This is a genomic window from Pseudodesulfovibrio pelocollis, from assembly GCF_030282845.1.
Taxonomy (GTDB): domain Bacteria; phylum Desulfobacterota; class Desulfovibrionia; order Desulfovibrionales; family Desulfovibrionaceae; genus Pseudodesulfovibrio; species Pseudodesulfovibrio pelocollis.
On the sequence record NZ_JASTWE010000128.1, the window covers coordinates 1 to 580 of the forward strand.

The 580-nt window shown below is 40.5% G+C and carries 1 pseudogene; it reads left to right on the forward strand.

Annotated elements, in window-relative coordinates:
* Positions 1 to 580 (forward strand): annotated as a pseudogene (locus QQS14_RS16535) (hypothetical protein); the annotation flags it as partial.

A 580-nucleotide genomic window follows, 5' to 3' on the forward strand; every position in this document is an offset into this window, starting at 1 on the left:
ATAAATTTCAAATAGCTCGAACAATTCTGACTGCCCTGAATGAACGTGGTGAAAGTTCTTTGCGGGAAAGGCGTGAAGTTCTCAAACGGGTAGTTGAATTTGATAATTTTACTTCGTGCTGGGAGAATGATCGACTTATTGCCAAAGGCTTGCTTTCTGAAATCCAGCAACTGATCAATGTGAAAGATTCTTTTACTCGTATCAACCAAGAACGAAAAAAAGAAAGGCAGAGCAACATTGCCCAAGCTGAATCTAAACGTAAAAAGAAGGTTGAACAGAAGGAAAGGCTCGTTAGCATTAAAGACAGATTTGCGAAGCTGTTTACCATTATCAATGCACAAGAACGGGGTAAAGCGCTTGAAGCTGTTCTTAATGATTTATTCAATGCTCATGGGATATTGATTCGCGAGGCGTTTACCCTAAATGGTGATTGCAATGAAGGCATTGTCGAGCAAATTGATGGAGTGATTGAGCTTGATGGAAATGTCTACCTTGTTGAAATGAAATGGTGGAAAGAGCCATTGGGTGTTGGTGAGATATCTCAACACCTAGTTCGGGTGTATAATCGAGGCCATTCTAG